Annotated in this window: 21 protein-coding genes and 4 riboswitches; of the genes, 5 read left to right on the top strand and 16 right to left on the bottom strand. The window is 69.9% G+C overall.

All coding sequences use genetic code 11. The features are described 5' to 3' along the window. Nucleotides 1-11 precede the first annotated feature (11 nt). Entirely contained in the window at nucleotides 12-218 is a 207-nt protein-coding gene (locus ACMCNN_RS30105; RefSeq protein ID WP_412743833.1) for a hypothetical protein, read from the top strand. Between the two features lie 1,618 nt (nucleotides 219-1,836). Here ACMCNN_RS30105 and ACMCNN_RS30100 read toward each other — a convergent pair. The 4 genes from ACMCNN_RS30100 to ACMCNN_RS30085 all read right to left on the bottom strand — a co-directional run bounded on the left by ACMCNN_RS30100 (nucleotide 1,837) and on the right by ACMCNN_RS30085 (nucleotide 4,913). Next, the gene (locus ACMCNN_RS30100) at nucleotides 1,837-2,571 is read right to left on the bottom strand and encodes a sulfite exporter TauE/SafE family protein (RefSeq protein ID WP_412743832.1); all 735 of its coding nucleotides are present in this window, start codon (nucleotides 2,569-2,571) and stop codon (nucleotides 1,837-1,839) included. A 60-nt stretch (nucleotides 2,572-2,631) separates the two neighbouring features. Continuing rightward, nucleotides 2,632-3,453 carry a sulfite exporter TauE/SafE family protein gene (locus ACMCNN_RS30095; protein ID WP_412743831.1) on the bottom strand — a complete coding sequence of 274 codons (822 nt, stop codon included), beginning with the start codon at nucleotides 3,451-3,453 and terminating at the stop codon, nucleotides 2,632-2,634. Between the two features lie 387 nt (nucleotides 3,454-3,840). After that, nucleotides 3,841-4,461 (bottom strand): LysE family translocator, encoded by a 621-nt coding sequence (locus ACMCNN_RS30090; protein WP_412743830.1) that lies wholly within the window; start codon nucleotides 4,459-4,461, stop codon nucleotides 3,841-3,843. Then, nucleotides 4,458-4,913: an acyl-CoA thioesterase gene (locus tag ACMCNN_RS30085; RefSeq protein ID WP_412747329.1), complete on the bottom strand. Its 456-nt coding sequence runs from the start codon at nucleotides 4,911-4,913 to the stop codon at nucleotides 4,458-4,460. The genes ACMCNN_RS30090 and ACMCNN_RS30085 overlap by 4 nt, the downstream gene beginning before the upstream one ends. Before the next feature lie 195 nt (nucleotides 4,914-5,108). Beyond that, nucleotides 5,109-5,332, bottom strand: a riboswitch (cobalamin riboswitch). 74 nt (nucleotides 5,333-5,406) lie between these two features. Between ACMCNN_RS30085 and ACMCNN_RS30080 the strand changes: the two genes are divergently transcribed. Beyond that, on the top strand, nucleotides 5,407-5,751 hold the full coding sequence (locus tag ACMCNN_RS30080; protein WP_412747328.1) for a hypothetical protein: 345 nt from the start codon (nucleotides 5,407-5,409) through the stop codon (nucleotides 5,749-5,751). Between the two features lie 94 nt (nucleotides 5,752-5,845). Further along, nucleotides 5,846-6,646 (top strand): (2Fe-2S)-binding protein, encoded by an 801-nt coding sequence (locus ACMCNN_RS30075; RefSeq protein ID WP_412743829.1) that lies wholly within the window; start codon nucleotides 5,846-5,848, stop codon nucleotides 6,644-6,646. On the opposite strand, the gene ACMCNN_RS30070 is transcribed toward ACMCNN_RS30075, so the two are convergent. The 3 genes from ACMCNN_RS30070 to metE all read right to left on the bottom strand — a co-directional run bounded on the left by ACMCNN_RS30070 (nucleotide 6,636) and on the right by metE (nucleotide 10,245). Then, nucleotides 6,636-7,493, bottom strand: a complete 858-nt coding sequence (locus ACMCNN_RS30070) for a CbtA family protein (protein ID WP_412743828.1) — start codon at nucleotides 7,491-7,493, stop codon at nucleotides 6,636-6,638. The genes ACMCNN_RS30075 and ACMCNN_RS30070 overlap by 11 nt on opposite strands. 25 nt (nucleotides 7,494-7,518) lie before the next feature. Continuing rightward, a complete protein-coding gene (locus tag ACMCNN_RS30065) occupies nucleotides 7,519-7,734 on the bottom strand; it encodes a CbtB domain-containing protein (RefSeq protein ID WP_412743827.1) in 216 nt (71 codons plus the stop codon). A gap of 35 nt (nucleotides 7,735-7,769) precedes the next feature. Next, nucleotides 7,770-7,907, bottom strand: a riboswitch (cobalamin riboswitch). A gap of 82 nt (nucleotides 7,908-7,989) precedes the next feature. Beyond that, the gene (metE, locus tag ACMCNN_RS30060) at nucleotides 7,990-10,245 is read right to left on the bottom strand and encodes a 5-methyltetrahydropteroyltriglutamate--homocysteine S-methyltransferase (RefSeq protein ID WP_412743826.1); all 2,256 of its coding nucleotides are present in this window, start codon (nucleotides 10,243-10,245) and stop codon (nucleotides 7,990-7,992) included. A 121-nt stretch (nucleotides 10,246-10,366) separates the two neighbouring features. Then, nucleotides 10,367-10,583, bottom strand: a riboswitch (cobalamin riboswitch). Between the two features lie 291 nt (nucleotides 10,584-10,874). Here metE and ACMCNN_RS30055 point away from each other — a divergent pair. Continuing rightward, nucleotides 10,875-11,174, top strand: a complete 300-nt coding sequence (locus ACMCNN_RS30055) for a hypothetical protein (protein WP_412743825.1) — start codon at nucleotides 10,875-10,877, stop codon at nucleotides 11,172-11,174. Here the strand turns inward: ACMCNN_RS30055 and ACMCNN_RS30050 are convergent. From ACMCNN_RS30050 to ACMCNN_RS30010, 9 genes are all read right to left on the bottom strand, one after another. After that, nucleotides 11,152-12,129: a ribonucleotide-diphosphate reductase subunit beta gene (locus ACMCNN_RS30050; protein ID WP_412747327.1), complete on the bottom strand. Its 978-nt coding sequence runs from the start codon at nucleotides 12,127-12,129 to the stop codon at nucleotides 11,152-11,154. The genes ACMCNN_RS30055 and ACMCNN_RS30050 overlap by 23 nt on opposite strands. 71 nt (nucleotides 12,130-12,200) lie before the next feature. After that, a complete protein-coding gene (locus ACMCNN_RS30045; protein WP_412743824.1) occupies nucleotides 12,201-14,591 on the bottom strand; it encodes a ribonucleoside-diphosphate reductase subunit alpha in 2,391 nt (796 codons plus the stop codon). 120 nt (nucleotides 14,592-14,711) lie between these two features. Then, nucleotides 14,712-14,923, bottom strand: a riboswitch (cobalamin riboswitch). 271 nt (nucleotides 14,924-15,194) lie between these two features. After that, nucleotides 15,195-15,470 (bottom strand): superoxide dismutase, encoded by a 276-nt coding sequence (locus ACMCNN_RS30040; protein WP_412743823.1) that lies wholly within the window; start codon nucleotides 15,468-15,470, stop codon nucleotides 15,195-15,197. Beyond that, nucleotides 15,467-16,093: a superoxide dismutase gene (locus tag ACMCNN_RS30035; RefSeq protein ID WP_412743822.1), complete on the bottom strand. Its 627-nt coding sequence runs from the start codon at nucleotides 16,091-16,093 to the stop codon at nucleotides 15,467-15,469. Before ACMCNN_RS30035 ends, ACMCNN_RS30040 begins: the two co-directional genes overlap by 4 nt. A gap of 179 nt (nucleotides 16,094-16,272) precedes the next feature. Next, a complete protein-coding gene (locus ACMCNN_RS30030; protein WP_412743821.1) occupies nucleotides 16,273-16,611 on the bottom strand; it encodes a YnfA family protein in 339 nt (112 codons plus the stop codon). A gap of 296 nt (nucleotides 16,612-16,907) precedes the next feature. Beyond that, nucleotides 16,908-17,345, bottom strand: coding sequence for a MerR family transcriptional regulator (locus tag ACMCNN_RS30025; RefSeq protein ID WP_412743820.1), 438 nt, complete (start codon nucleotides 17,343-17,345; stop codon nucleotides 16,908-16,910). Continuing rightward, on the bottom strand, nucleotides 17,342-17,677 hold the full coding sequence (locus ACMCNN_RS30020) for a hypothetical protein (RefSeq protein ID WP_412743819.1): 336 nt from the start codon (nucleotides 17,675-17,677) through the stop codon (nucleotides 17,342-17,344). Before ACMCNN_RS30020 ends, ACMCNN_RS30025 begins: the two co-directional genes overlap by 4 nt. Before the next feature lie 304 nt (nucleotides 17,678-17,981). Then, the gene (locus tag ACMCNN_RS30015; RefSeq protein WP_412743818.1) at nucleotides 17,982-18,779 is read right to left on the bottom strand and encodes a sulfite exporter TauE/SafE family protein; all 798 of its coding nucleotides are present in this window, start codon (nucleotides 18,777-18,779) and stop codon (nucleotides 17,982-17,984) included. A gap of 133 nt (nucleotides 18,780-18,912) precedes the next feature. Then, the gene (locus tag ACMCNN_RS30010) at nucleotides 18,913-20,367 is read right to left on the bottom strand and encodes a PepSY-associated TM helix domain-containing protein (RefSeq protein WP_412743817.1); all 1,455 of its coding nucleotides are present in this window, start codon (nucleotides 20,365-20,367) and stop codon (nucleotides 18,913-18,915) included. Between the two features lie 182 nt (nucleotides 20,368-20,549). On the opposite strand from ACMCNN_RS30010, the gene ACMCNN_RS30005 reads away from it, so the two are divergent. Next, on the top strand, nucleotides 20,550-21,266 hold the full coding sequence (locus tag ACMCNN_RS30005) for a YcnI family protein (protein ID WP_412743816.1): 717 nt from the start codon (nucleotides 20,550-20,552) through the stop codon (nucleotides 21,264-21,266). Nucleotides 21,267-21,369: the final 103 nt, after the last annotated feature.

The raw sequence follows: 21,369 nt of genomic DNA, 5'->3' as shown, positions 1-21,369 counted from the left end.
GGCAGTTGGTAATGTTCGATGAGACTCAGAAGGTCGTGGATAAGGCGAGGAGTAGCTCGCCAACGCGCATCAATGCCGCCACGCCGTTCGAGATCATGGACTACGCGGGCGGGCTCGTCGGTGTCACGCCGTCCGCAACGATGATCTACGCCGGCCTCGACCGTAGCGGCGTGCTCCTCGGCACCACGACATACAACGCGCGGCCCCACTCGGCGTGATTCGCCACGTCCCTGCCGTCAGCCGCGACTGTGCACCGCACGCGCGTGGACCGCACTCAGCGGAGCCTGCCTGCTCGCTAGCTGCGCCGTCCCCGGACCAACCAGTCCCGCATTCCACCCATCACTGTCACGAGCTGTGACGCCGCAAACCCCGACCCGCTTCAGGCGATCAACGCCGGAGCCGCCACCGGACCGCGAGCCTCCACATCCGCGCCGCCACCGCTAGTCCGGAATGAAAGGCGCAAGATCGCGGAGAATGCCCGACGGCAACCGGCGCGCCAGCACGATCAGCAGTGCCTAGCTAATGGTCATGAGCCCCACGGCAATCCCTACGCCGATCAGCCAGTTATGCGTCGCCCACCGTTCGTCGCGCCACCCTGGTTCGCCAATTCTCGCGCAGCCCGCCTGGGACCGGGGCCGTCGTGCCTCAAGCGCAACGTGCAGAGAAGATCGAGGCCACAATGCAGACCCCAGACGGGCTGGCGGGTAGAGGTCGTCCGGCGGTGCGGGCAGTGCACACGCTGGTACCGGGTTGTCCGCGACTACGGTGACGCGGTCGTGGACTGGCTGTCGCTTAGCTCGGTCGTGCGCATCCTCGCCGAGGCGGACGTGGATCTGGCCACCCTGGGCCCAGGTGACCAACGATGCGGCGGCCGTCTCGGGCCCGGCGGCGTCCGGCGCTGCCTGACATGCCGTTTAGGGTGGGCGGGCGGGCACCGTTCGGCCATGATCAACGCGGGGTGCCGGCGAGTTTCTCCGGGCCTTCATCGAAGATGGCCTTCGGCCCTCGTGGTGCTCCGATGGTGATCGGACGTCTGAGCACGGTGCAGCATGGTGCGACACGGACCGGCACGCAGGCCCCACTCGGCGACATGCTAGAGTCGTTACCCGCAGGTCCGGGAGTGACGAAACGCCTGGACCAGCGGATACGCAACCACGACCCGATGGACGCATCAGCACGTGCGATCACGGAGAGTAGTTGTGTGAGCGCCCGTAGCTCAATGGATAGAGCATCTGACTACGGATGAGAAGTAGATGTCCGCCGGTGTTGATTCGGCACTCGGTATAGATGGGCCGTGACCTGGGAAAACTCGGGATCGCGGCCTAAATTGTTTCCGCATAGTGGCGGCATTTTCCACCCATCGGGACCGTGGTGATCCGTTGGTGATCGATCGTTTCGGAACGACCTGTGCTGCCCGAGGAAGCAGCGGTTCGGGGAATGTCGTTCCGTCTATTCGAGGGCTGACATGCTCGTACGCGCTTGCGGACCGCGTCGAGGCTCGCACCTCGTCCCTTGGATAGTGCACCGCGGCCTCGGGCATACCCGTGTCGTCCACGGCGGCCAGCGCCGCGGCGGTGCCGGACACGGCGACCATGTCGTGGCCGACCGCGCGCAGCCAGTACGCCATCAGGTCCCGGATGTCGACCTCGTCGTCCACGACCAGCACCCGCAAGGCGTCTCCCCGGGGGTAGTTCCTTCACCGTTCCCATCGCCGGACCGGGCTCCGCCGATGAGATCCGCCGGGCTCGTCCAGTGCAGGCCGAAGACCCGAACCAGACACAACGACAGCGCTTGTCGAGGCTGTCAGATTCGGAGCCGCGGGCGGCTCCTGAGCGTTCAGGCCAGGCCGGTGAGGAACAGCAGACCGGCGATCACGAGCCCGGCCTCGATGAGCAGGACGAACACCCGGTCGCTGATCCGCCCGATGATCTTTTTGCCGGTCCATGCGCCGGCGATGGTCGCGGGGGTCAGTGCGGCGCCGTAGAGCAAGACTTGGGTGGTGAGCAGGTCACCGGCTCCGTAGGCGGCGATCTTGGTGAGGTGCATGGTCAGCGCCGCGGTGGCTTCGGTGCCGATGTAGGCGGCGCGGGTCAGCCCGTAGGCAAGGAAGAACGGTGCGGTCAGCGGTCCCACGGAGCCCAGCAGCGCGGAACCGAGGCCGGACGCGGCGCCGACCCCGGCAAACGCCCGGTCGGAGGGTTTGCCGGGGTGCGGGTTGAGCCGGCGCCACCCGACCACGGCGATCAGGAACACGCCGAGGACCCGTTTCAGCGGGCTCAGCGGGGCGTGGGTCAGCAGCAGCGCGCCGGCGACGGCGAGCGGTGCGGCGCCGGCGGCGAACCAGCCCACCAGCGCCCACCGGATGTGCCGACGGTTGAGCCACACCCGGCTTCCGTTGCTCGACAGTTGGGTCAGGGTCAGCATGGGCACCGCGAATCGCAGCCCGAACAAGGCGGTGAACACGGGCAGGAGCAGCACACCGCCGCCGAACCCGGCCACCGCCGACAGCACGGCGAGCCCGAACGCGGCTGTTGAGGCCAGCAGCAGCGTCAACGCCAGATCAACACTCACCGGATCAGGATGAGCCGATGACATCGTCTGCCCACGGCGCCCCCGAGCAGCTGCGAGCGGTCACTCGGTGGTGGCGTGGCGCCACACCTTGATCGAGGACAGGATGAGCAGGATGGCCAGGCCGGGCACGAGAACCGCGTCGGGCACGACGCCGAGCAGCAGACCGCCTGCAACAGTCCCGATGATCGAACCGGCCGCGAGGACACCGGCGAGGCGGGCATAGCGGCGCAACACGGTGAAGCTGCCGTCGCGGCTGTAGCGGGCGAACGCGACGAGCATGGTGGGCAGCGACACGGCCAGGGACAGACTCCCGGCGATCTTGATGTCGGTGCCGAACAGCAGCACGATCGTCGGGATGAGCAGCTCGCCGCCGGCAACGCCCATGATGGCGGCGACCACGCCGATGAAGAACCCGGCAACCACGCCGACGACCAGGACTGCGGTCGGGGCGAGGATGACGTGGTGCAGGGTGCCGGCGTGGTTGCCGATCAGCGCCGCGGCGATGCCGACCAGGAGCACGGCCAGGACACGGTAGAGGGTCGATGACCGCATCCGGGTGGCCCAGGACGCGCCGGCCCAGGCGCCAACCAGGCTGCCGACCAGCAGGTTGGCGACGACGCTCCAGTGCGGGGTGAGATCGGACAGCGGGACCGTGGCCAGCCGGGCGGGCAGCGCGGTCAGAACGACGACGACGCTGAGGGCCTTGTTGAGAATGACGGCCTGCAGCGCGACGAACCCGAACAGCATGATGAGCAGCGGGAGCCGGAACTCCGCACCGCCGAGGCCGATCATGCCGCCAAGCACCCCGACGGCCGCGCCTGCGGCGAACGCGAGCGGCAGCGACGAGCGGGCGGCGCGGGTGGTGGCCGTCGGGGTCTGCACGAGGGGACCCTACGGGCCGGTGATGGCGCCGGCGAACTCTGGTGCGAGCTAGCGGTGCAGCGAGCTCTTCGGGATGCCGCTCTTGGTGGCGATCGCGCCGAGGCTGGCGCCCTGCGCCTTGAGCAGCCGGGCGTACTCGAGCTTGTCGACGGGGTGGATACGCCCGCCGGGACCTCGTCGAGCACGCCGTGCAGACCTTCAAGTGAGCACCTTCAGCGCCCCGCCGGAGAGTCACGACGAGCGCAGGTCCCGCTCCTGCATTGCGTCAGCGTGGTCGTTGCTCGTTGTAACCACGTCGTCGTCAGTCGTTGTAGCGAGCACGCATGACAGCGCCGACCGTAGTAGCCGGCGAGTTCCCGGCCAGCGCGGCGTTCGCGTTGGCGCACGTCAGCCTGCGGCAAGGCGCAGGCCGAGTGCGATGAACAGGCCCGCGCAGGTTCGGTTGATCCAGCGGGCGGTGCGGCCGTGGGACAGCCTCCGACGGATTCGGCCGGCGACACTGGCGAGGGTGATGTCGACGGCGAGTTGCACGGCGACGAACAGGCCGCCGAGCACGGCCAGTTGCAGGGTGACGTGCCCGGCCGAGGGTCGCACGAACTGGGGCAGGAAGGCGATGCTGAACAGGATCATCTTCGGGTTGAGCAGGTTGGTGAGCAGTCCACGCCGGAACCCTCTCATCCAGCCCGGGGCCGCCGACTGCGCGTCCTCGCCGGCGCCAGGCGCACGCTGGCGTAGGGCTTGGATGCCAAGCAGGATCAGGTATGCCGCCCCGGCGTAACGAATACCCGCGAACAGTACCGGTGAGGCGGTCAGCACGGCGGCGAGCCCGCCGATGACGGCGGCCACGTGCAGCGTTTCGCCGGTGGCGACGCCGAGGGCGGCGGCGATGCCGGTGCGGGCGCCGTAGCGGGTGGCGTTGGTGAGCACGAACATCATGTCCGGCCCTGGTGTGATCATGAGCAGGGTGATCGCGGCGAAGTACCCGGCGAGGACGGTCAGCGAGATCACGGGGTGACCTCGTCGGTGCCGTGCTCGGCCAGTGCCCGGCGCAGCGCGAGGCGGTGCTCGCGGCGGATCTCCGCGCGCCGGAACGCCCTTTCGTCGTTGTCACTTTGCGGTAGCAGGGGTGGAACTTGGCGGGGTTTGCCGTGTTCGTCGATGGCGACCATGACCAGATGGGAGGTGGCGACCAGGGTGGGTGGTACGGCGCGGTCCCAGCGGTCGGCGGTGACCCGCACGGCGACCTCCATGGAGCTGCGTCCGGCCCAGGTGATGCGGGCGTGCACGTGGACCACGTCACCGACGCGGACAGCCTGCAGGAAGGCGGTTTCGTCCATCGCGGCGGTGACGGCGGGGCCGTCGGAGTGTCGGGCGGCGACGACGCCAGCGACGGAGTCGATGATGTTGAGGATCCGCCCGCCGTGCACGGTGCCCATCAGGTTGGTGTGGTGCTGGTCCATGATCTGCGAGAGGGTCAGCTCGGAGGCCGACGGTGCCCGTCCCAGGTCCGTGAGTGTCAACGCGTTCGTATCCGTCCAGGTCGAACGGCACCCGCGCGTACGGACGGCGAACGGCACCACTCGCCGGCCGGATCCGGCTGTGGTGGTGCGGCGCGCGTCCGGCCCACCCGCGAGGCCGACGGCAGCGCACACGCCTGCCGTGTGCGCGGCGCGGGCAGGTCTTCGGACTCGCGGGCGTGACCACATCAGGTCGTCTACTGGCCGTCGCTTCCCGGACCCGCACGGGGTCCAGTGCTTGTGTGACGGCGGTCGTTCCCGCTCACCGCTGCGGGGCAGTCCCGGATTCTCACCGGGTTCCCTCTTACGACACCCGACCCTGTGTGGCAGGGGGCGGGTGAACCAGCGCTACCGGCCAGCATAGGTTGACCACCGGCGGCCTACCGAGGTCGGGGTACGACGGACAAGCGGGGAGCGGGCAGCGGTGGTGGACCAGGTGGGGTGCACGGTCACGGTGTGCCGGGACTGCTGCTGCGGAAGTTTGGCCAAACATCCGCGCGTTGACCATGACGGCCAGTTGCAGCAGCTCCGGGAAGCGCTGTCAGGGCCGCATCGGGTCCGTACGAGCGAGTGCCTCGATGTGTGCGACCAGGCGAACGTGATGGTGGTGCATCCCACCCCGGCGGCGCGCCGGGCGGGTGCCCGTCCGGTCTGGTTCGGCCTGGTCACCGACCCGGCGATCGTCGACGACCTCACCGGCTGGATCCACGAGGGCGGGCCCGGTGTCGCGCCGCTGCCCGCCGTGCTGGAGCTGTCGGTGATTGCCGCGCCGGTCGGCTGAGCCGTTCGGTCGTCTGCCCGTGCGGCGCACCGGCGTTGCCAGACCGGTCGCGGGTTATCGCTGAACTCGTGGACGACCCCGTACGGTGGTGGCCGTGTCGTCCGATCTGCTGGGGCCTGAGATCGACGCCGGACCCGTGCTGGGGGCCGCTGCGCGGCTGGGACCGTACTTCGCGTGGCAGCCGTGGGACGGCGAATCGGGCTGGCGGCCGCTGGCGGAGCTGCTGGAGCTCGATGTGATCAGCGAACGCGTGGAGGTCGGCCGGCAGACCCTGGCGCTCATGTCGGGGCTGACCCGCGCCGACATCGGCGAGCGGGAGGCCGCGTCGATTATCTTCCTCGGCCTGGTGTCCCGGCTGCTGTCGCCAGTGCTGGCCGCCGCCGTGGTCGGGGATGCCCTGCCGATACCGGAGCAGGACCGGATGTGGTGGCGGCCGGTGGCGGGCGGCCCGATCCCGATCGCCGTTCGCGGACTGGCCGCCGCCGACTGTGCAGGCCGCGACGCCGTGACGATCGCGCAGGCGTTGACCCGGACAACCGTGCGAGGACTGGTCGAGCCGATCGTCGAGGTGTTCCGCCGCCGGTTCGCCCTGTCGCCGCAGGTGTTGTGGGGCAACGTGTCTTCGGCGCTGGGTGGTGCTGCCGGGATGATTGCCGACGGCGTGCCCGGCCACGCCGAGCGCAGCGCGGCCATCGTCGCGCAGATGCTCAGTCTGGCCCCGCTGGATGGGACTGCCGCCCTGGTCCGACCCGATCCGGAGCGGGCGCGCTGGTTCCTGGTGCGTAACAACTGCTGCCTGTACTACCGGATCCCCGGCGGCGGTACGTGCGGCGACTGCGTGCTGACGCCGGACGAGGTCCGACGTCAGCAGTGGCAGGCGGTACTCAGCCGCTGACCGTCACTGGTTCGGCCGCCTCGGCCTGCTGGGTGCGCGACCCGGTCAGGAGCCGTTCGGCCATCGGCGCGAAGACCAGGCCGATGGTGGCCCACAGGACCAGCTGGGCGCCGATCGAGTACAGCCGGAAGTTGAACAGCAGGTCGGCGGGGAAACCGGGGAACACGATCCGCCCGTTGTCGTCGGTGAGCGGCGCCGGGGTTTCGGTGCCCTGGTGGTATTGCTTGTTGGCGGCCAGGTCCCCGAACGACGGCAGGATCAGCATCACCACGGCGGTGGCCGCGATGAACACCCCGCCCGCGATCAGGGTCGCGTTCCAGGTGCCGAAGCGCGGCTGGAGGCGTTTGCCCAGCCACACCGTCAGCGCGAGGAACAGCACCGAGCAGGCGACCATCAGCAGGTAGAAGCTGCTGCGTTGTTGGATGGTGTCCTCGTGGCCGATCGCGGGTGGGTTGGCCGGGTATTTCAGGAACGGCACCAGGTACATGCCGAGGAACCCGCCCCCGGCCACCAGCAAGGCGAGGGTGCGGGGGCGCACCCGGCCGGCGCGGCCGAGGTAGAGCGCGTAGGCCACGGCGAACAGCGCACCCATCGCGGCGCCGAAGAAGATGAGGGCGACGCCGATCCCGACGTTGGCTTGCACGGCCCGGGAGAACGGGTCGGCGCCGCCGGCCTCGACGGCGAGACCGGCGGCCTTGTCCAGGGCTTCCTGGGCGGCGTCGCGGCCGGTTTCGTAGTCGATGGCCTGCTGGATCTGCGGCTCGGCGAAGATCCGGGCGAAGAGGAAGGCGAGCAGCCCGCCGAGGGCGCCGGCGATGAGGCCGCGCCCGATCAGTTGCTTCTGCATGTCGAGTTGTCCGTGTCCTGGCTGGTCAGTGGCAGGGGAAGCCGAGGAAGTGTCGGCCGTCGTGGACGAACTCGTGGATGTGGGTGTCGTTGCCGAACACCGACACGGCGCCCTGGTCGACGCCGATGAAGTAGTACACCGCCAGCGCGAGCAGTGCGGTGCCGACCAGCCAGAACACGGCCCGCGAGCCGGGGATGACCAGCGGCGTCGCCGCGGTGGTGGAGTGCGGCATGGAACTCATGTATGTCTCCTCTGGGGATCGTGCGTCCCTCGTTCGGGTGAGCATGGGAGACGGGTGAGTATCTGACTGACCGGCTGCCCTTACGGCTGCCGGCTCACAGTGGCGCGACCGTGCTGGACCCTCCCCAGCTTCCTCACACCGTCCCAGCGTCGACCCTAGAGCCGCCCCCGGAGCACCGTCAACGCGACCCGGGAACAGGCAGCCGTTCGAGCGGGCCGGGCGGGTATCCGCGGACGCCCGCCCGGCCTCGTGCGGTCAGTGGCCGCGGACCTCGGCGGCGGCCGCGACGAGACGCCGCAGCGACGCCTCGACCTCGGGGTAGCCGCGGGTCTTCAGGCCACAGTCCGGGTTGACCCACAACCGCCGGGCGGGCACCGCCGCCACTGCCCGGCGCACAGCGTCGGCCACCTCGTCGTGGGACGGCACCCGCGGCGAGTGGATGTCCCACACACCGGGCCCGACACCCCGCCCGTAGCCGATCGCGGCGAGGTCGTCGAGGACTTCCATCTTCGAGCGGGACGCTTCGATGCTGGTGACGTCGGCGTCGAGCGCGTCGATGGCGGTGATGACCTCACCGAACTCGGAGTAGCACAGGTGGGTGTGGATCTGGGTGCTGTCCGCGACTCCGCTGGTTGCGAGGCGGAACGCGCCGACCGCCCAGTCCAGGTACCCCTGCTGGTCGGCGGTGCGCAGCGGCAGCAGTTCCCGCAGGGCGGGTTCGTCGACCTGGATCACCCGGATACCGGCGGCCTCCAGGTCGTGGCATTCGTCGCGCAGGGCGAGGGCCATCTGGTCGGCGGTGTCGGCGAGGGGCTGGTCGGTGCGGGCGAACGACCAGGCGAGGATGGTGACCGGCCCGGTCAGCATGCCCTTGACCGGCTTGCTGGTCAGCGACTGCGCGTAGGTGGCCCAGGCGACGGTCATCGGCGCCGGGCGGGCCACGTCGCCGTAGATGATCGGCGGGCGCACGCAGCGGGAGCCGTAGGACTGCACCCAGCCGTGGTCGGTGGCGGCGAACCCGTCGAGCTGTTCACCGAAGTACTGCACCATGTCGTTGCGTTCCGGTTCCCCGTGCACCAGCACGTCCAAGCCCAGCTCCTCTTGGAGTCGGATGACCTGCGCGACCTCGGCGCGCATCCGCTCGGCGTACCCGGCGTCGTCGAGGGTGCCGGCGCGCCGGGCCGCGCGGGCCGCGCGTAGCTCGGCGGTCTGCGGGAACGAACCGATCGTGGTGGTCGGCAGCTCCGGCAGAGTCAGCCGTTCCTGCTGCCGGACGGCCCGCACGGCATAGTCGCCGCGCCGGCGACCGTTGCTGCCGAGGGCGGAAAGCCGCGCCCGGACGTCGTCGCGCCGCCACCCGGCCGGAACCGGCGGCAGCGGCGGGGGAAGCTGCGCGGTGCCGTCGCGCAGCGCCCGGCCCAGCAGCACCACCTCGTCGACCTTCTGCCGGGCGAACGCCAGCCGCTCGGCCAGCTGCGGGTCCAGCGCCGTCTCGGCGGCCAGGTCGACCGGTACGTGCAGCAGCGAGCAGGACGTGGACACGGCGACGTGGTCGGCCAGCCCGGCGACCGTGGCGCCGGCTGCGGCTGCCGCGCGCAGGTCGGTGCGCCACACGTTGTGCCCGTCCACCAGCCCGGCCACGATCGTCGTGCCACGCAGCGGGCCCGCGGCGGCGAGCCGTGCAAGGTTGCCCGGTCCCGCGACCAGATCCAGCCCGACCGCCTCGACTCCGGTGGCGAGCAGTGCCGGCAGGGCGTCGCCGAGCTCCCCGAAGTAGGTCGCCACGAAGATCTGCGGCCGGTGGGTGAGCGCACCGAGCCTGGCATAGGTGCGGCGCAGCGCGTCGATCTCGGCCGGGGTGCGGTCAGCGACGTAGGCGGGCTCGTCCAGTTGCACCCACGCCACACCGGCGTCCGCCAGCGCGCCGAGGATCTCGGCGTACGTCTCGGTGAGGTCGTCGAGGCGCGCGAACGGGTCGGCGCCCTTGGCCAGCAGCAGGAACGTGGCCGGTCCGACCAGCACCGGCCGGGTCGTGATGCCCAGGGCGCGCGCTTCGGCGTACTCCTGGAGTGCCTTGGCCGGGTTGGCGGTGAACACGGTGTCCGGGCCGATCTCCGGGACCAGGTAGTGGTAGTTGCTGGCGAACCACTTCGTCAGTTCCAGGGCAGGCTCGGCGTCCACGCCGCGCGCCATCGCGAAGTAGGTGTCCAGCTCGGAGAGCCCGAGCCGGCGGAACCGGTCCGGGATCGCGCCGACCGCGACCGCGGTGTCCAGGACGTGGTCGTAGTAGGAGAACGTGTTGGACGGGATCGCGTCGAGGCGGGCGTCACGCAGCGTCTGCCACACCCCAGCCCGCAGCCCGGCGGCCGTCTGCTCCAACGCGGCGGCGTCGATCCGCCCGGCCCAATAGGCTTCGACGGCCTGCTTCAGTTCCCGGTTCGCGCCGATGCGCGGGTAGCCGAGCACCGTGCTCTGCCCGAAGCTGCTGTTCTGCCCGATTGTGGTACTCACCACAAAGGTCCTTCCCTCGAAGTGCCCGGCGGGCACGGGACGGGGAAGGGGGAAGGCAGGGTACGACCAGGTACCGGATTTCCGCCCAGGCCCTCCCGAGAGACCGCCGGCGGCGCACACCGGCGGTGTGCGCGGCGCGGGCAGGTCTTCGGACTCGCGGGCGTGACCACAGGTGGTCGCCTACTGGCCGTCGCTTCCCAGACCCACACGGGTCCAGTGCTTCATGACGGCGGTCGTTCCCACTCACCGCTGCGGGGCAGTCCCGGTCTCACACCGGGTTCCCTCTTACGCCGCCCCAACCGTCGCGGCCGGGGCGAACCAGCACCGTCCACCATGGTACGGGCACAACCTCCCGATCAGCCGCATGCCGTCCACGCAACGAGACGGCAGGCGATGGAGGCGCCGCCCACCGGCCTCGCTGGACGGTAGCGATGCTGCGATACGCCAGCGGTGGCCTGCACCCCAGCTCAGCCGCCATGAGGCACAGCGGAAACCCGAGTCTCGGCCCCCGAACCCACGGCCCCCCGGTGGGGCATCGAGATTCGACAGGCCATCCGCCGTGACGGATGGGTGATTGGTCGCCCCATGGTTGACTTGTCATCTGATGTCCGTCGCACGGAGGGTGCCGCATGGGCCGCAAGATCGACACGCATGCCGTGACCGTCGACGGGGACGAGATGGTCGCGGTCCGGCCCGCGGACTTCGCACGCCTCGATGCCTCCCGCCGGCAGGTCGGCGCGCGGACCGCACGTGCCGACCGCCTGCACCAGCAACTGCGGGACGCGCACACCCGGCTGGCGCAGATCGAGGCGATCCTCGCCGGGGCCGGCGAGGCGGAGTGTGTGTGCGAGAGCATCGCTGCTGCCCTGCGCGGTGTCGCGCAGGACAGCAGCACCGGTCAGCCGGTCAGAACTCGTCGTCGAAGCTGACGGTCCCGGTCACGCCGACCTGGTAGGCGGACACCCGCCGTTCGAAGAAGTTGGACAGTTCCTGGACGTCCTGCAGTTCCATGAACGCGAACGGGTTGCGGCTGCCGTACATCGGTGCGATGCCCAGCACGGCCAGCCGGCGGTCGGCGACGTGTTGCAGGTATTCGCGCATGTCGGCCAGTGACATGCCGGAGACACCCTGTTCGAGCAGGTCGGCGGCGAACTGGACCTCGCATTCGACGGCCTCGGCCAGCATGTCGCGGACCTGCTGCTGCATGTCGGCGTCGAACAGATCGGGCTCCTCCGCGCGCACCGTTTCGACGACGTCGAACGCGAACGCCATGTGCATGGACTCGTCGCGGAACACCCAGTTGGTGCCGGAGGCGAGCCCGTGGAGCAGGCCGCGGGAGCGTAGGAAGTACACGTACGCGAAGGCGCCGTAGAAGAACAGGCCCTCGATGCAGGCGGCGAAGCAGATCAGGTTGAGCAGGAACGCTCGTCGGTCGTCGCGGGTCTTCAGCTCCCGCAGCTCATAGATCGAGTCGATCCACTTGAAGCAGAAGTCTGCCTTGCGGGCGATGGACGGGATGTTCTCGACCGCGGCGAACGCCGCGAACCGTTCCTGTTCGTCGGGGACGTATGTGTCGAGCAGGTTCAGGTAGAACTGGACGTGTACGGCCTCCTCGAACAGCTGCCGGGACAGGTAGAGCCGGCCCTCGGGGGAGTTGACGTGCTGGTACAGGTTGAGCACCAGGTTGTTGGCGACGATGGTGTCGCCGGTGGCGAAGAACGCGACCAGCCGCGAGACGAGGTGCTGCTCCGCTGGTGACAGTTTGGCCAGGTCGGCGAGGTCGGAGTGCAGGTCGACCTCCTCGACGGTCCAGGTGTTCTTGATGGCGTCCTTGAACCGGTCGAAGAAGTGCGGGTACCGCATCGGGCGCAGGGTCAGGTCCATCCCCGGGTCGAGCAACAGGTGTCGCGCGCCGGGATCGGCATCGGTGGCGGTGCGGGGTTCGGGAATGGTGGTCACTGGCACGCCTCGCAGGATTCGGGGTTTTCCAGGGAGCAGGCCAGCGCCTCGTCATCGGCCACGACTGGCGCGGTGACGGTGGTCGGGGTGACGGCGACGGTGGCCTGCTGAATGCGCGTCGCGGGACGCGAGCGCAGGTAGTAGGTGGTCTTCAGCCCGGCTTTCCAGGCGTACAGGTACATCGAGGAAAGCTTGCCGATGGTCGGTGCGCCCAGGAACAGGTTCAGCGACTGCGACTGATCGATGTACGGGGCGCGCGCCGCGGCGAGGTCGATCAGGGCGCGCTGAGGCAACTCCCACGCCGTGCGGAACAGCTCCCGCACCTCCGGCGGCAATTCGCCGATGCCCTGCACGGACCCTTCGGCGCGTTTGATCTGGTCGCGGACCGCAGCGGTCCACAGCCCACGCGCCTTCAGCTCGCGGACGAGGTACGTGTTGATCTGCAGGAACTCGCCGGACATTGTCTCGCGCTTGAACAGGTTGGACACCTGCGGCTCGATGCACTCGTAACACCCGGCGATCGACGCGATCGTCGCGGTCGGCGCGATCGCCACGAGCAGCGAGTTCCGCAGCCCGTGCTCGGCGATTCGGGCCTTGAGTCCGGCCCACCGCTCGGTCTGTGTCGGCTCAGCGCCCCACAGGTCGGGGTGCAGCTCACCCTGGGCGGCCCGGGTCTCGGCGTATGCGGGATGCGCACCGAACTCCTGCGCCAGGGTGGCCGATGCCTCCATGGCGGTCAGCAGGATCTCCTCCTGGACCCGGGTCGACAGCTCCCGCGCTGCGGGAGAGTCGAACGGCAGGCCGAGGGTGAAGAACGCGTCCTGCAGGCCCATCAGCCCCAGGCCGACCGGGCGCCAGCGCGGGTTCGACGCGGCGGCCTGCTGGGCTGGGTAGTAGTTGATGTCGATGACCCGGTCGAGGAACACCACCGCGGTGCGGACGGTCGACTGCAGCCGCGCCCAGTCGACCCCGTCCGGGCTGACGTGTGCGCCCAGGTTGATCGAGCCGAGGTTGCAGACCGCGGTCTCGTCGTCGCTGTTCACTTCGAGGATCTCGGTGCACAGGTTCGACAGGTGGATCGAGTTCCCCGGGGCCCCGGTCTGGTTCGACAGCCGGTTCGACGGGTCCTTGAAGGTCATCCAGCCGTTGCCGGTCTGCGCCAGGGTGCGCATCATCCGCCCGTACAGATCTCGGGCCTTGACGGTCTTGACCGCCTTCTTCTCCGCGGCGCGGTACGCCTCGTCGAACGCTTCCCCGTAGAGATCCGGCAGTTCCGGGGCGTCGGACGGGTCGATCAGCGACCAGTCGGCGTCGGCCTCGACCCGGCGCATGAACTCGTCCGGAATCCAGTTCGCCAGGTTCAGGTTGTGCGTGCGGCGGGAGTCCTCGCCGGTGTTGTCCCGCAGCTCCAGGAACTCCTCGATGTCCGGGTGCCACGGCTCCAGGTAGACGCAGGCCGCGCCCTTGCGCCGGCCGCCCTGGTTGACCGCGGCCACGCCGGCGTCCAGGGTCTTGAGGAACGGCACGATGCCGTTGGACCTGCCGTTGGTGCCGCGGATCAGCGCGCCCCGGCCGCGGACGCGGGACCAGGAGATGCCGATGCCGCCGGAGAACTTCGACAGCTTCGCGACCTGGTGGTAGCGCTCGTAGATGGAGTCCAGTTCGTCGCGGGGCGAGTCGACAAGGAAGCACGACGACATCTGGGTGTGCCGGGTACCGGAGTTGAACAGTGTCGGCGAGCTGGGCAGGTACGCCAGCGACGACATCAGCCGGTAGAAGTCGATTGCCTCGCCCGGGCTTTGCGACAGCCCGCACGCCACCCGCAGCAGCCAGTACTGCGGCGACTCCACCACCAGCCGACTTTCCGGGTGGCGCAGCAGATACCGGTCCGCCACGGTCCGCAGGCCGAAGTACTCGAACCGCAGATCCCCATCCAGGTCCACGGCGTCGTCGAGCTTGCGCGCGTTGCGGGCCACGAACGCCGCGGTCTCATCGCCGATCAGACCCTGCTGGTGGCCGTAGCGGATCGACTGGCTGAAACTCGCCACCCCCTGGAGGCGGACCTCTTTGTCCACGTACGCGGCCAGCAACCGGGCCGCCAGCTTCGAGTACTGCGGCTCCTCACCGATCAGCTCCGCCGCGGTCTGGATCGACAGCTTGTCCAGCTCGGCGGTGGTCGCCCCGTCGTACAGACCGCTGATCGTCTTGGTGGCCACCCGCAGCGGATCGACCTCGTCCAGGTCGGCGACCCACCGCTCCACCGCCTTGACGATCTTGTTGACGTCCACCGGCTCGGTGTCGCCGTCGCGCTTGCGGACCTGCATCACATGCCGCCGCTGCTCCGGCACCGCCGGATCCGGCGCGGTCCTGTCCCCCACAGCCGTCATGTCCCCCTCCTCGCACCCGTCCCAAGATCGACGAACGCGCGGGGAACGCCACCGGACCGCGTGCAGCACGGCCCGGCTGATGGCGTCGGCCGTCCCACGCGGCCTTCGACCGCCGCACACCGATGTGTACGGCGCGCTGGCAGGTCTTCGGACTCGCGGGCATGACACCAGGTCGCCTACTGGCCGTCGCTTCCCAGACCCAGCCGGGCCCAGTGCTGTGTGACGGCGGTCGTTCCCACTCACCGCTGCGGGGCAGTCCCGGACTCACACCGGGTTCCCTCTTGCCTCGACCATCCCGAAAGGACGATCGAACCAGCTACGTGCGACACCATATATGGACGCCCCCGGTGTGCCACACACCAGATGGTGTGTCGGGCGTGTCGCTGCTCATCGTGACGCCGACCTCACCCGCAATGACGGCCGGGGCGACGCGCTGCTGCACGACGCCGAGCAACCGAACCGGCTACCGCTTCGACCGTGACAGGCTCACCCGCACCGGCCGCCGCACCGACTGCTCACCCGCCGCGCCCACGCCCGCATAGTCCGAGGTGACCCCTGTCCGGCCCGACGGCGCACCGTCGAGCAGGACAGCATGCGGTCGGTTCAGGCCGCCGCGCTGCCACCCGGCGGGTGCAGCGCGGCGGCGGCCATGTGCAGGCTCAACTCCTGGACGAGGTCATTCATGCTCTGCCCGGTCTGTGCCCGGACCAGCGCCAGGGCGAGTTCGGCCAGCAGCACGAACCCGTGGACCCGGGCCGCGTCGTCGGGGAAGCCGGCCAGCAGCGCATCCGCGCCGGCCAGGTCACCGCGATGCCGAGCCGCGATCACCCCGGCCGCCTGCTGGGCCAGGCCGAACACCCGCTCCGGGTCGCAGCTCATCGCAGCCCGGGAATCGCCGGACCGGCCGCGCGGGCGGCGTCGAACCGGGCGGTCACGTCGGCCCAGTTGACCAGATTCCACAGCCGGTCGACGTAGTCCGGGCGCACGTTGCGGTACTGCAGGTAGTACGCGTGCTCCCAGGCGTCGAACACCAGCAGCGGCACGGAACCCTGCCCGACGTTGCCGTGATGGTCATAGACCTGCTCCACGATCAGCCGCGCGCCCAGTGGCTCCCAGGCCAGCACCCCCCAGCCCGAACCCTGCACCGACTTCGTCGCCGTCGACAGGTGCGCGGCAAACGCCTCGAACGAGCCGAAGTGCTCCTCGATCGCAGCCGCGAGATCGCCGTCGGGGCGCTCGCCGCCGTCCGGGGACAGGTTGTTCCAGAAGATCGAGTGCAACACGTGGCCGGACAGGTGGAACGCGAGGGTCTTCTCCAGCCCGACCAGTGTCGAGTAGTCGCCCCTGTCGCGGGCTTCGGCGAGCTGGTCGAGGGTGTCGTTGCTGCCCTTGACGTACGCGGCGTGGTGCTTGCTGTGGTGCAACTCCAGGATCTCCCCGGACATCGCCGGCTCCAGCGCACCGTAGTCGTACGGCATGTCCGGCAGCGTGTACACACTCATCCCGATCCCCCTTGACGCCAAGAAGACGCTGTTGCCGATAATGTGCAACAAGGACGGTACCGGGAACCGTCTTCGCTTTCCAGACAGCCCCTGCGCGTACCCGACCGGCGGCAGGTCGGATTCCTGCCCGAGGCGAGCTACGGATCACACCGGACACTGCCGCCAACGGCGGTGGGTTTTCAGTTGGCGGCGCGGGGCGCATACATGATCACGGCGACGCCGATCAGACAGATGGCCGCGCCGATGATGTCCCACCGGTCGGGGCGGAACTTGTCGACCACCATGGCCCAGGCCAGCGAGCCGGCGACGAAGATGCCGCCGTAGGCGGCCAAAATCCGGCCGAAATTCGCCTCTGGTTGCAGGGTGGCGACGAAGCCGTAGGCGCCCAACGCGATGACGCCGGCGGCGATCCACCACAGGCCGCGGTTCTCCCGCCAGCCCTGCCAGATCAGCCAGGCCCCGCCGATCTCGGCGAGCGCGGCCAGGGCGAACAGCGGCAGCGAACGGACGATGGTCATGCCGGGCAACCCACCCGCTGGTGATCATCGGATGCCGTTAACGGGATCACCGGGATCCGCACGCGCAGCCACCACCGGCACACCCGACCCGGTGCCGTCGCCGCGACACCCACCACCACGCGCCGCCCGCCGTCACAGCCAGGACAACCGCGACGCCGGGTAGCCAAGCGCCAGCGGCAGCCCACCCCGCGCCGGACAGGACCCCGGCGGCGATCAGCACCGGAATCATGCAACAGGCAGCGCAGGCGATCCCGGCCAGGCCGGTCAGCCCGGACGGCAGCACGCGGCGGACGCGCTCAGCGACCGGCATCGGGAACTCCTCGCGCGATGGTGGCGAACGGAATCGGGCAGCACGGTTCACCGGCGCAGGCGACCAGGTCGTCGCAGCCGGCCGCGACCGCAGCCCGCAAGCTCGAAGCGATCGCCTCAAGATCGGCGATCTTCGTCTCCACCTCGGCGAGTTTGGTCCGGGCACGCTCCTGCAGCCCGGCGTCCGGGCCGCGGTGCCGGTGACCGCCGGCGGCGAGCAGGTCAGCGACCTCGTCGAGGGTGAACCCGAGCCGCTGCGCCGCCTTGATCACCTTCAGTACGGTCACCGCCTCGGCCGGATAGAGCCGGTGGCCGCCGAGACTGCGTTCCGGTTGCTCCAGCAGGCCGCGGCGCTCGTAGTAGCGCAGGGTTTGCAGGTTGACCCCCGCCGCGTCGGCGAGCTGACCGCTGCGCAGCCCGGTCACGACCGGATCCCGGCTGCGGCCCGCCGGGCGAGAGCGTCGAGGACCTCGACGTGCGCGGCCGGCACCTCGACCTCCAGCCGCAGCACCTCACCGTTCCGGCGGAAAGTGAAGGTGAAGAACGAGCAGCACTCGCTCTCGCGGCCGGTCAGATCCCGGGCAGCAGCCTCGATCACCGGGTCGAGGTCCCAGCGCAACACGGTGGCCGACACCCGCTGCTGGACGAGCAACGCGGACGCGAACAGATCATCGAACTCGGCCAGCCGCAGCGGCCGATCGGCGGTGGGCAGGGTGCACGCCTCAGGCACCCACGCTGGATCTTCGGTGGTGGTCATGACTCGACGGTAAGCCTGTACCTAAGTACCGGATGCAAGCCCCGGGGTCCGCCAATACCGACGCCGCGCGCAGGAGTACGGCACACGGTGCAGTTCTTGGGACGGCGCGACATTCTGTGCTGCCTCATTGGGCTACCTCGCACGGGAGCTGTTCCTGACACATCCAGCCCGCCCCGGCCGCGGCATGCATTGCCGATGACGTTCGGGTTTGCCACCCTGGCTGAGCCCGTCCCGTTGCCAGCCGACGCGAGCTGACTGCTTGAGGCCGTGCGTTTGCGGGCCCGTCGCCAGCCGTAATCGTGACCTACTTGCCGTGGCGGTGAGGACTCAAGCCTTGGATCAGGTAGAGCACGGCGAGGGCTGTGGCGAGCGTTCCGAGGAGCAGCCGCAGTGTGTTCTCGGGTAGGTAGGGCTGTAGCCGAGCGCCGAGGTACCCGCCGATGAGCCCTCCTGCCCCGCAGAGCAGACCAAGCGTCCACTGCGGGGCGATGTCGCCTGTCGTGGTCAGGGCGAGGATGCCGTATGTGCAGGCGCCGACGATGGACGTGAGGAACGTGGCGGTGAGGGCCGCGGGCGCGATCTGGGTCATCGGCGTGCCGCGGCCGGCCAAGATGGGTCCGAGGATCGAGCCGCCGCCGATACCGTAGACGCCACCGACGGTGCCGGTGATGACGCTGAGCCCCAGGATGGTGCGCCGGGAAAGCGGTGGCCGGTCGGGTGTACCGCGACGCAGCGCTCTGGCACAGAGCCAGAGTCCGAGCGGGAGCAGGACTGCGGCGGCCACGAGCCGGAAGACCTCGGGGCCGGGGAGAGCGTAGACCCGGATGACCGCGCCGAGGACGACACCGGGGACCGTGCCACCGATCAGCAGCCTGGCAAGTGGGCCGGTGAACTGGCCGTTGCGTCGGTAGCGGGCCAGGGCACCAGGGCCGGAGACGATGTTGAACAGCAGGTTGGTGGGCGTGACCGCCGGACTCGGGACGTGCAGCACGCTGAGCTGGACGGGCAGCAGGAACACCGCACCGGACACGCCGACGGGCGAGGTGACGATGGAGATCAGCAGCCCGGCGAAGAAGCCGGTGAGACCGTTCTGCCAGCTCATCGGCCGACGACCCGCAGCGGACGACGCATAGCCGGCACCATAGCCAGCAAGTGTTACGTGACATTCAGGCGAGCTCTCCAGAGGCTCACAGAGCCTCAGGGCGGCTTCGGCTTCGGCAGGGGCTTGGCGGGTGTCAACTGCCAGCGGGTGCGGGTGAGGTCGGCGCCGCGGCGTTCCGGCGGCGCATCCCGCCGACGATCACGTCAATGAGCAGGAACGCGGCCAAGGGAATACCGAACAAGGGCAGGGCCCAGCCGAGCGCGACCACGGCGGGAACCCCGACCACGATCACCCAGGCGGGCAGCCCGACCCAAGCGCCGCGCACCGGCGGGGTGCCCACGACAGCGCGGCGGTCGGCGCGGGTGGGGCGGCGCTGCCACCACATCCGGTAGCCCCAGACGATGACGCAGACGAGTCCGATCGCGAGCGCGGCGAGCAGGAGCTGGTTGACGAGGCCGAACAGGGTGCCCATGTGGGCGTTGATGCCCCACCGGGTCAGCTTGGCCAGCAGCGGCCAGTCGGCGAAGTTCACCCGGTCGACGACCTTGCTGGTGGCGGCGTCGACAGCGACGCTGTCGCGGCCGACCGGCCACAGATCGCGGGTCTGCGTGACCGTCCAGGCGGTCGCGGCGTCGGCGGGCACGCCGATCGCCACCGGCCCGCTCAGCCCGTCCTTGCGGGCCGTGGCCAGGACGGTGTCGATGACGGCGGGGTCGACGCTGGCCACTGGGGCCGTAGTTGCGCCGCCGCCGTGGTGTCCACCGGCCGCCGCGGCGGGGGCGCTGGTCAGGGCGGTGGACACCGACGGGGTGCCGGAGCGCAGCGAGTCGAGGGCGGCGGCGAAGTTCGCGCCGGCGTAGCGGGACCAGGTCATGCCGGTGGCGGACAGGAGGAGCAGGCCGACGGTGAGCCAGAGCCCGGTCGCGGCGTGCCAGCTACGGGTACGCCGCACACCCTTCTTCGCGGCCAGGTCCGGGGCCAGCAGCCGGCGGGCGGTGCGGGCACCCTTGTGGCGGCGCCACCACAGGACCACCCCGCCGAGGGTGATGACCCACAGCCAGCTCGCGGCGAACTCGGAGTAGTGCCGCCCCGTCGCGCCGAGGTGCAGGTTGCGGTGCAGGTCGTCGAACCAGGTCTTCAGCGGCGTGGTGGCCCACCAGGTCGTCATCTGCCCGGTCACCGCACCCGTGTACGGGTTGACGTACACGGTGTGCTGGTGTTCCTCGTCGAGGTCCGGGGAGGTGAAGTCGACCTGGGTGGTGGCGTCGCCCTCGCCCGGCCGGACCGTGGTGAGCGTGCCGGCCGGGTATGCAGCGCGGGCGGCGGCGACCTGCTGGGCCAGCGGCAGCACCTGCCCGCCAGGCTTGGCGGCGGTCAGCTCGTCGGCGTAGACGAGCTTCTCCAACTGCGGGGTGAAGGTGTAGGCCAGTCCGGTCAGCGCGGCGACCAGCAGGAACGGCGCGACCAGGATCCCGGCGTAGAAGTGCAGGCGCAGCAGCAGCGCCCCGAAGGGTGAGGTCTTGGCGGCGGGTGGCCGGGTGCGGGTCGGCGTGGGGTCGGGCTCGGTGACATCGGGGGCGAGTGTCATCAGCAGGTCCTCAAGTCGGCAGCGCACCCAAACGGCGCCGGGCGGGGGATGTTCGCGTCGGTAGTCGTTCGGCCGGACCCCACAAGTTCCTGCGAATTTCGGGATTAACCTGAGGGAACTTTGCGCTGCCGGGCAGCGACTACCCCGACGGCAGTCTGACCTTTTCTGAAGGGGAACACGCGATGTTGCGTACCGTCCTGGCCCGCGCGGCTGTCGTTGCCGGGGTCGCCGCCGTCGCCACGCTCGCCTTGGCGGGCCCGGCGTCCGCGCACGTCACGGTCAACCCGGACAGCGCCACCCAGGGCGGCTACACGAAGATCGCGTTCCGGGTGCCCAACGAGAAGGACACCGCGAACACCTCCGCCGTCGAGGTCAACCTGCCGACTGACACCCCGATCGCGTCGGTGTCCACCCGGCCCCTGCCCGGCTGGACCGCCACCACCGTGAAGACGAAACTGGCTACCCCGATCAAGGACGACGACGGCGGGGAGATCACCGAAGCCGTCTCCAAGATCACCTGGAAGGCGGACGCGACCAGCGCGATCAAGCCAGGCCAGTTCCAGGAGTTCGAGGTCTCCCTCGGCCCACTGCCCAAGACCGACCAGGTTGTGTTCAAGGCCCTGCAGACCTACTCCGACGGCGACATCGTCCGCTGGATCGACGTCCCCGCAGCCGGGCAGGACGAACCCGAGCATCCCGCACCCGTCCTCAAGCTCACCGCCGGTACCGGTGACGAGCACGGCGCCGCCGCCGCTAGCACTGCCCCGGCCGCCGCCGCGAGCGACGAGAAGGACGACAGCGGCACCAATTGGCTCGGCTTCGCCGGGGTATTGCTTGGCCTTGCCGGCCTGGTTGCCGGGCTCCTCGCCTACCGACGCGCGGCCAGCCCCGCCGCCTGAGCGGGCCCTCATCCGGCACGGGAAGGCCGCGCACAGATCCCAAGGCGAAAACCGACCGCGGCCGATCCCCCGTGGCGGATGACCCAGCTCGCCCCCCGACTAC

Source organism: Krasilnikovia sp. MM14-A1004, assembly GCF_047159485.1.
In the GTDB taxonomy this organism is placed as follows: domain Bacteria; phylum Actinomycetota; class Actinomycetes; order Mycobacteriales; family Micromonosporaceae; genus Actinoplanes.
This window is presented reverse-complemented; position numbering and strand designations above follow the sequence as displayed.

Excerpts from the sequence above, each read along its gene's own strand:
- ACMCNN_RS30070 (WP_412743828.1), bottom strand. The coding sequence starts at position 7,493 with ATGCAGAAGCAACTGATCGGGCGCGGCCTCATCGCCGGCGCCCTCGGC.
- ACMCNN_RS30010 (WP_412743817.1), bottom strand. The coding sequence starts at position 20,367 with ATGACACTCGCCCCCGATGTCACCGAGCCCGACCCCACGCCGACCCGC.
- ACMCNN_RS30035 (WP_412743822.1), bottom strand. The coding sequence starts at position 16,093 with ATGAGTGTGTACACGCTGCCGGACATGCCGTACGACTACGGTGCGCTG.
- ACMCNN_RS30085 (WP_412747329.1), bottom strand. The coding sequence starts at position 4,913 with ATGGACCAGCACCACACCAACCTGATGGGCACCGTGCACGGCGGGCGG.
- ACMCNN_RS30050 (WP_412747327.1), bottom strand. The coding sequence starts at position 12,129 with ATGGACCTGACCCTGCGCCCGATGCGGTACCCGCACTTCTTCGACCGG.
- ACMCNN_RS30020 (WP_412743819.1), bottom strand. The coding sequence starts at position 17,677 with ATGACCACCACCGAAGATCCAGCGTGGGTGCCTGAGGCGTGCACCCTG.
- ACMCNN_RS30105 (WP_412743833.1), top strand. The coding sequence starts at position 12 with ATGTTCGATGAGACTCAGAAGGTCGTGGATAAGGCGAGGAGTAGCTCG.
- ACMCNN_RS30045 (WP_412743824.1), bottom strand. The coding sequence starts at position 14,591 with ATGACGGCTGTGGGGGACAGGACCGCGCCGGATCCGGCGGTGCCGGAG.
- ACMCNN_RS30065 (WP_412743827.1), bottom strand. The coding sequence starts at position 7,734 with ATGAGTTCCATGCCGCACTCCACCACCGCGGCGACGCCGCTGGTCATC.
- ACMCNN_RS30030 (WP_412743821.1), bottom strand. The coding sequence starts at position 16,611 with ATGACCATCGTCCGTTCGCTGCCGCTGTTCGCCCTGGCCGCGCTCGCC.
- ACMCNN_RS30005 (WP_412743816.1), top strand. The coding sequence starts at position 20,550 with ATGTTGCGTACCGTCCTGGCCCGCGCGGCTGTCGTTGCCGGGGTCGCC.
- ACMCNN_RS30015 (WP_412743818.1), bottom strand. The coding sequence starts at position 18,779 with ATGAGCTGGCAGAACGGTCTCACCGGCTTCTTCGCCGGGCTGCTGATC.
- ACMCNN_RS30040 (WP_412743823.1), bottom strand. The coding sequence starts at position 15,470 with ATGAGCTGCGACCCGGAGCGGGTGTTCGGCCTGGCCCAGCAGGCGGCC.
- ACMCNN_RS30055 (WP_412743825.1), top strand. The coding sequence starts at position 10,875 with ATGGGCCGCAAGATCGACACGCATGCCGTGACCGTCGACGGGGACGAG.